The organism is Streptococcus sp. 2154, assembly GCF_013277255.1.
GTDB classification, from domain to species: Bacteria; Bacillota; Bacilli; order Lactobacillales; family Streptococcaceae; genus Streptococcus; species Streptococcus pseudopneumoniae.
Genome location: NZ_VMMK01000060.1, coordinates 1 through 6,884, shown reverse-complemented (window position 1 = coordinate 6,884; position 6,884 = coordinate 1). Strand labels below are relative to the sequence as shown.

At 42.5% G+C, this 6,884-nt stretch carries 10 protein-coding genes; 8 read left to right on the top strand and 2 right to left on the bottom strand.

Annotation, left to right across the window (positions count from 1 at the left end):
• Positions 1 to 94 precede the first annotated feature (94 nt).
• Positions 95 to 265, bottom strand: a complete 171-nt coding sequence (locus HT693_RS09825) for a DUF3042 family protein (protein WP_001051780.1) — start codon at positions 263 to 265, stop codon at positions 95 to 97.
• Between the two features lie 120 nt (positions 266 to 385).
• Between HT693_RS09825 and miaA the strand changes: the two genes are divergently transcribed.
• From miaA to HT693_RS09800, 5 genes are read left to right on the top strand one after another with little or no spacing between them, the layout of a single operon-like run.
• Positions 386 to 1,270: a tRNA (adenosine(37)-N6)-dimethylallyltransferase MiaA gene (gene miaA, locus HT693_RS09820; RefSeq protein WP_172925142.1), complete on the top strand. Its 885-nt coding sequence runs from the start codon at positions 386 to 388 to the stop codon at positions 1,268 to 1,270.
• The gene (gene hflX, locus HT693_RS09815) at positions 1,263 to 2,501 is read left to right on the top strand and encodes a GTPase HflX (protein ID WP_000573198.1); all 1,239 of its coding nucleotides are present in this window, start codon (positions 1,263 to 1,265) and stop codon (positions 2,499 to 2,501) included. The genes miaA and hflX overlap by 8 nt, the downstream gene beginning before the upstream one ends.
• Entirely contained in the window at positions 2,494 to 3,117 is a 624-nt protein-coding gene (locus HT693_RS09810) for a cystathionine beta-lyase (RefSeq protein WP_000129720.1), read from the top strand. Before hflX ends, HT693_RS09810 begins: the two co-directional genes overlap by 8 nt.
• A 14-nt stretch (positions 3,118 to 3,131) precedes the next feature.
• The gene (gene rnz, locus HT693_RS09805; RefSeq protein ID WP_000354336.1) at positions 3,132 to 4,061 is read left to right on the top strand and encodes a ribonuclease Z; all 930 of its coding nucleotides are present in this window, start codon (positions 3,132 to 3,134) and stop codon (positions 4,059 to 4,061) included.
• Between the two features lie 20 nt (positions 4,062 to 4,081).
• Positions 4,082 to 4,837: an SDR family oxidoreductase gene (locus HT693_RS09800; protein WP_001142141.1), complete on the top strand. Its 756-nt coding sequence runs from the start codon at positions 4,082 to 4,084 to the stop codon at positions 4,835 to 4,837.
• A 53-nt stretch (positions 4,838 to 4,890) separates the two neighbouring features.
• On the opposite strand, the gene HT693_RS09795 is transcribed toward HT693_RS09800, so the two are convergent.
• Positions 4,891 to 5,799: a LysR family transcriptional regulator gene (locus HT693_RS09795; protein ID WP_001222592.1), complete on the bottom strand. Its 909-nt coding sequence runs from the start codon at positions 5,797 to 5,799 to the stop codon at positions 4,891 to 4,893.
• A 63-nt stretch (positions 5,800 to 5,862) separates the two neighbouring features.
• Between HT693_RS09795 and HT693_RS09790 the strand changes: the two genes are divergently transcribed.
• The 3 genes from HT693_RS09790 to HT693_RS09780 all read left to right on the top strand — a co-directional run bounded on the left by HT693_RS09790 (position 5,863) and on the right by HT693_RS09780 (position 6,832).
• A complete protein-coding gene (locus HT693_RS09790; protein ID WP_000051787.1) occupies positions 5,863 to 6,132 on the top strand; it encodes a YqgQ family protein in 270 nt (89 codons plus the stop codon).
• Positions 6,132 to 6,512 (top strand): rhodanese-like domain-containing protein, encoded by a 381-nt coding sequence (locus HT693_RS09785; protein ID WP_000259256.1) that lies wholly within the window; start codon positions 6,132 to 6,134, stop codon positions 6,510 to 6,512. The genes HT693_RS09790 and HT693_RS09785 overlap by 1 nt, the downstream gene beginning before the upstream one ends.
• An 86-nt stretch (positions 6,513 to 6,598) precedes the next feature.
• Positions 6,599 to 6,832, top strand: coding sequence for a hypothetical protein (locus HT693_RS09780; protein ID WP_001088017.1), 234 nt, complete (start codon positions 6,599 to 6,601; stop codon positions 6,830 to 6,832).
• The last annotated feature ends 52 nt before the right edge of the window (positions 6,833 to 6,884 follow it).

The following is a 6,884-nucleotide window of genomic DNA, read 5'->3' as shown; positions in this document are numbered from 1 at the left end:
TGCGGCTAGCTTCCTAGTTTGCTCTTTGATTTTCATTGAGTATAAAAGAATAGAAAAAGAAGTTGAGACAATGAATCCCAACTTCTTTTGTTTCTTAACGTGACACGCGACGGCGAGCTGCTTTTTTACGGTTTTCTTCGATGAAAGCTGCTTTTTGCTCTTCTGGTTCGATTACTTTCTTTTTAAATGCGTATACTGCACCTGCAACGGCAGCAACAGTTCCTGCGACACCTGTTACAAGACCTTTAGCGAATCCTTTAGCCATGAGTCTTCCTCCTTTATCTTCTTAATCAGCCAGCCCCCTCAAGAGGTCACATTTTTCTGACTGACCTTTTTGTGTTATAATAATAGTAACGAAAAAATGGGAATTTTTCAAGGAAAAAAGATGAAAACAAAAATAATTGTGATTGTTGGACCGACTGCTGTTGGAAAAACAGCCCTTGCCATTGAAGTGGCCAAGCGTTTTAATGGCGAAGTGGTTAGCGGTGATAGTCAGCAAGTCTATCGAGGACTTGATATTGGGACGGCTAAGGCTAGTCCAGAAGAGCAGGAAACTGTTCCTCATCATTTAATCGATGTTAGAGAGGTAACCGAGTCTTACTCGGCTTTTGATTTTGTTTCAGAAGCTAAGATGGCTATTGAGGATATTCACAGCCGTAGCAAGCTGGCCATTATCGCTGGTGGGACTGGACTTTATATCCAGAGCTTGCTAGAAGGTTACCACCTAGGTGGGGAGACTCCCCATGAGGAGATTTTGGCCTATCGGGCTAGCTTGGAGCCTTATACAGATGAGGAATTAGCTCATCTGGTGGAGCAAGCAGACCTTAAAATTCCTCAGTTTAATCGTCGTCGTGCGATGCGTGCCTTGGAAATTGCCCATTTTGGTCAGGAATTGGAAAATCAAGAGATTTTGTATGAACCGCTGATTATCTGCTTGGATGATGAACGTAGTCAACTTTATGAGCGTATCAACCACCGAGTGGATTTGATGTTTGAGGCTGGGCTTTTGGATGAGGCCAAGTGGCTGTTTGACCATTCCCCTAATGTACAGGCTGCTAAAGGAATTGGCTATAAGGAACTCTTTCCTTATTTCCGTGGAGAGCAGACCTTGGAGGAAGCTCGTGAGAGTCTCAAACAGGCTACTCGTCGTTTTGCCAAGCGTCAGCTGACCTGGTTCCGTAATCGCATGCAGGTCACCTTTTATCAGATTGGAGAATCTGGTGTACAAGACCGCATTTTAAGCCAGATAGAGGAGTTTTTAGATGATTGAAACGGAGAAAAAAGAGGAGCGGGTCCTGCTGATTGGTGTGGAATTGCAGGGTATGGACAGTTTTGACCTCTCCATGGAAGAATTGGCTAGTTTAGCGAAAACGGCAGGGGCAGTCGTTGTAGATAGCTACAGACAAAAACGTGAAAAATATGATTCCAAGACCTTCGTCGGCTCTGGTAAGTTGGAAGAGATTGCGCTTATGGTGGATGCAGAAGAAATCACTACTGTCATCGTCAACAACCGTCTGACCCCAAGGCAGAATGTCAATCTAGAGGAAGTTCTCGGTGTTAAGGTCATTGACCGTATGCAGTTGATTTTGGATATCTTTGCCATGCGGGCTCGAAGCCATGAAGGGAAGCTCCAAGTCCACCTAGCCCAACTCAAATACCTCTTGCCTCGCTTGGTTGGTCAGGGGATTATGCTCAGCCGTCAGGCAGGGGGAATTGGTTCCCGTGGTCCTGGTGAAAGCCAACTGGAGCTGAACCGTCGTAGCGTTCGCAATCAAATCACGGATATCGAGCGCCAGCTTAAGGTGGTTGAGAAAAATCGTGCGACTGTCAGAGAAAAACGTTTGGAGTCTAGCACCTTTAAGATTGGTTTGATTGGTTATACCAATGCTGGGAAATCAACTATCATGAACATCTTGACCAGTAAGACCCAGTATGAAGCAGATGAGCTCTTTGCGACTCTGGATGCGACAACCAAGAGTATTCATCTAGGAGGCAATCTCCAAGTAACTTTGACAGATACCGTTGGCTTTATCCAAGATTTGCCGACAGAGTTGGTGTCCAGTTTCAAGTCAACCTTGGAAGAAAGCAAGCATGTGGACCTTCTGGTTCATGTTATCGATGCTAGCAATCCTTACCACGAGGAGCATGAAAAAACGGTTCTCTCCATCATGAAAGACCTGGACATGGAAGATATTCCTCACTTGACGCTTTATAATAAAGCGGATTTGGTGGAGGATTTCACGCCTACCCAAACGCCATATACCCTCATTTCTGCCAAGTCTGAGGACAGTCGTGAAAACTTGCAAGCATTATTGCTAGATAAGATTAAGGAAATTTTTGAAGCATTTACCCTGCGAGTGCCTTTTTCAAAGTCCTACAAGATTCATGATTTAGAGAGTGTTGCGATTCTTGAAGAACGTGATTATCAGGAAGACAGCGAAGTGATTACAGGCTACATTTCCGAGAAAAATAAATGGAGGTTAGAAGAATTTTATGACTGATATTAAAACTTTGGCTCTAAAGTATGGAGGTTATACAAGTCTGGACAAGGTCTATCTGGATCAGCTTCTAGCTGGTAAAACAGAGCAGGAGCAGTTAACACTTATTACACCTCCGCCAAGTGTTGTTAATGCCTACTTTGCAGAACTCTATCAGAAAAAGAGTCCTCAGGCTGCGACGGATTATTTTGCAGAACTCAGTCAGGAACTGAATCTCTACAATACTGAGCCAAGTTTCACCCTAGAAAATAAGTCTTTTATTCGGCTTAATCTGTCTGGTAAATCCTTTGGTTTTTGTTATGAGAGTGACGGCTTTGGTCGGATTTTCTCTGAAAATGAGGAGAAAATCTCGGATGACTTGCTCTTTGAAATTGCGCAAATTTTCCCCCATCAATTAGTCTTTGAAGAGTCTGGTAAGATTTACATGAAGCCTGTCGAGGACGAGGAAGTTGTCAGCCTAGAAAGTCTCACAGCTTTGACTGATTTGGAAAGATTGGCTGATGGTCGAAAACGTCTCAAAGGCTACAGCCAAGAGGATTTATTGCAAGAAGCTGCTGCTTTTTCTGGCAAACGCTATTTCCGATCGGAAAACCGCACAGCCATGTTATATATTGATTAATTAGAAAGTATCGAATGGATATTCAATTTTTAGGAACGGGGGCTGGTCAGCCCTCTAAAGCTCGCAACGTTTCAAGTCTCGCCCTGAAACTTTTGGACGAGATTAACGAAGTTTGGCTCTTTGACTGTGGAGAAGGTACGCAAAATCGCATTCTGGAAACCACAATTCGACCACGTAAGGTCAGCAAAATATTTATTACTCATCTGCATGGAGACCACATTTTTGGTTTGCCAGGTTTCCTTTCTAGCCGTGCCTTTCAGGCCAATGAAGAGCAGACAGATTTGGAAATCTACGGACCTCAAGGAATCAAGTCATTTGTCTTAACCAGCCTTCGTGTGTCAGGTTCTCGTCTGCCCTACCGCATTCATTTCCATGAGTTTGACCAAGATTCTCTGGGTAAAATTCTCGAAACCGATAAATTCACTGTGTATGCAGAGGAGCTGGACCACACTATTTTCTGTGTTGGCTATCGTGTCATGCAAAAGGATCTAGAAGGTACGCTGGATGCTGAAAAACTCAAGGCTGCTGGTGTTCCGTTCGGCCCGCTTTTTGGTAAAATCAAAAACGGCCAGGATCTTGTTTTGGAAGACGGAACTGAAATCAAGGCAGCAGACTATATCTCAGCGCCACGTCCAGGTAAGATTATCACTATTTTAGGAGACACTCGAAAAACGGATGCCAGTGTGCGTCTGGCTGTCAATGCAGATGTCCTAGTTCATGAGTCCACTTATGGCAAGGGTGATGAAAAAATTGCTCGTAACCATGGTCACTCAACTAATATGCAAGCTGCACAAGTAGCGGTAGAAGCAGGTGCCAAACGCCTCCTACTCAACCATATCAGTGCCCGTTTCCTCTCAAAAGATATAAGCAAACTCAAGAAGGACGCTGCCACAATTTTTGAAAATGTCCATGTGGTCAAAGACTTGGAAGAAGTGGAAATCTAGCAGTCACAGAAAGGATAAGTATGCCTACTATTCTCATTACCGGAGCTAGCGGTGGTCTAGCTCAAGAAATGGTCAAACTCCTGCCCAATGACCAACTCATCTTGCTTGGTAGAAATAAGGAAAAATTAGCCCAACTCTACGGAAATTATTCCCATGCAGAATTGATTGAAATTGATATTACCGACGATTCAGCCCTAGAAGCTCTGGTAACTGATCTTTATCTCCGCTATGGCAAGATTGATGTCTTGATTAACAACGCTGGTTACGGGATTTTTGAGGGATTTGACCAAATTGCTGATAAAGACATTCACCAGATGTTTGAGGTCAATACCTTTGCCCTGATGAATCTGTCTCGTCACCTTGCGGCTCGTATGAAGGAAAGCAGCAAAGGGCATATCATCAACATCGTCAGCATGGCAGGTCTAATAGCTACTGGCAAGTCTAGTCTTTACTCAGCGACCAAGTTTGCGGCTATTGGTTTTTCAAATGCTCTGCGACTCGAACTTATGCCCTATGGAGTCTATGTGACAACAGTCAATCCAGGTCCAATCCGAACAGGATTTTTTGACCAAGCTGACCCAGATGGAACTTATCTTAAATCGGTTGACCGCTTCCTCTTAGAGGCAGATGCAGTGGCTAAAAAGATTGTCAAGATTATAGGAAAAAATAAACGAGAACTCAATCTCCCGATTTTGTTGAACCTAGCCCATAAGTTTTATACTCTCTTTCCCAAGCTAGCTGATAAGTTGGCAGGGGAAACTTTTAATTATAAGTAAAAAGAACCAATGTGCAGGTTGTTGCTAGCCTACATATTGGTTCTTATCATTTCTCAACTATCAAACTGAACTTCTTCTAGTAGATAGTCGATAAAGCGTTCGCCCATCTTAGATAGGCTGGTTTTCTCATGCTGGATATAGACCAGCTCGATCGGGTCATCAATATCCAGTGGGATAGAAACGATATTGTCTCCGTTTAGGTTGCTGTTCAAAATCCCTGTCGCAATGGTATAACCATCCAAACCAATCAAGAGATTAAAGAGGGTGGCACGGTCACTGACCACAATGGATTTCTTGTGGTGTTCTTGAGAAAGAATCTCTTCTGAAAAGTAGAAGGAGTTGTGCGTCCCTTGGTCATAGCTGAGGTAAGGGAAATTCTCCAAATCAGACAGTTTCACCTTGTCTTTCTTTGCCAGAGGGTTGGTCTTGCTGACAAAGATATGTGGTTGCGCTGTGAAGAGATGGTGGGCTAGCAGGTGATTGTCATCCAGCATCTTGGTTAAAACATCACGGTTGTAACTGTTTAAGAAGAGGACCCCGACCTCACTGCGGAAGTTCTTGACGTCGTCGATAATCTCCCAAGTCCGAGTTTCACGAAGGAAGAGTTCGTATTTCTCCATATCGCTTTTCTTGAGCAAAGAGACAAAGGCATTGACCACAAAGGCATAGTGTTGAGACGAAACGCTAAATAGTTCGCGGTGGGCGACAGGATTTTTATAGCGTTCCTCCAGAAGCTGGGTCTGCTCGACAACCTGACGGGCATAAGAGAGAAACTCCATCCCATCACGGGTCAAGGTGATTCCCTTGGGATTGCGGATAAAGATCTCAATGCCCATTTCATTTTCCAAATCTCGCACTGCATTGGAGAGACTGGGCTGAGTGATAAAGAGTTGCTTGGCTGCCTCATTCATGGAGCCAGTTTCGACGATTTTGATAATATAATGTAATTGTTGAATTCTCATGTTTTTATTGTACCATACTTGCCTTAGAATCGCTAAAGAAGATAGGAAAATAAGGAGCATTGTGTGAGTCTCTTCTTGAAAAAAACACAAAATTTTGCTAGAATGAGTCTTATGAAAACATTCTATGATGTGCAGCAATTCCTCAAACGATTTGGTATTATTGTTTACATGGGAAAACGCTTATATGATATTGAACTGATGAAGTTGGAACTATCTCGGATTTACGATGCAGGGTTGATGGATAAATTAGACTATCTAGAGGCAGAAGCAGTTCTTCGCAGAGAGCACAAGGTAGAATTGGATTATATTGAGAAAAATGGAGAAAAGAACTAATGGTTACTTGGATTTTGTGGGCACTTATACTAGCAATGTTGGCGTGGATGGGCTTTAACTATCTTCGTATTCGCCGTGCGGCTAAAATTGTGGACAATGAGGAGTTTGAAGCCTTGATTCGTACGGGTCAATTGATTGATTTGCGCGACCCAGCAGAATTCCACAGAAAACATATCCTTGGTGCACGCAATATTCCTTCAAGTCAGTTGAAAACTAGTCTTGCAGCCCTTCGTAAAGATAAACCTGTCCTTCTCTACGAAAACCAACGTGCGCAACGAGTTACAAATGCAGCTCTTTACTTGAAAAAACAAGGTTTTTCTGAGATTTATATTCTTTCTTATGGCTTGGATTCTTGGAAAGGGAAAGTGAAGACTAGCTAACATTCTGTAAAAATCTGTCGAATGATAGATAAAGCTAGCATTTTATGGTATCATCATTTATATTAATTTTAAGGAGATTTTATAATATGAATTCACAAGAAAAGAAAAAACCTTCACTTATTTTAGGTATCTTATCTATCGTCCTTGGTTTGCTTTCTCCAATAGTGAGTCTGATTTTGGGGATCATAGGATTGGTTTTGGCTTTTTCATACCAAAAAGAATCTGGACTGGACTATAAAACAGAAAAAATTCTCAACATCGTAGGACTTGTAGTTTCTGTTCTTAACTGGATTCTAACAATCGCAGTAGTTTTTAGATAAGCAAAAAACAAAAAAGCTTTAAATTTAAAGCTTTTTTTATTATGGCTTCAAG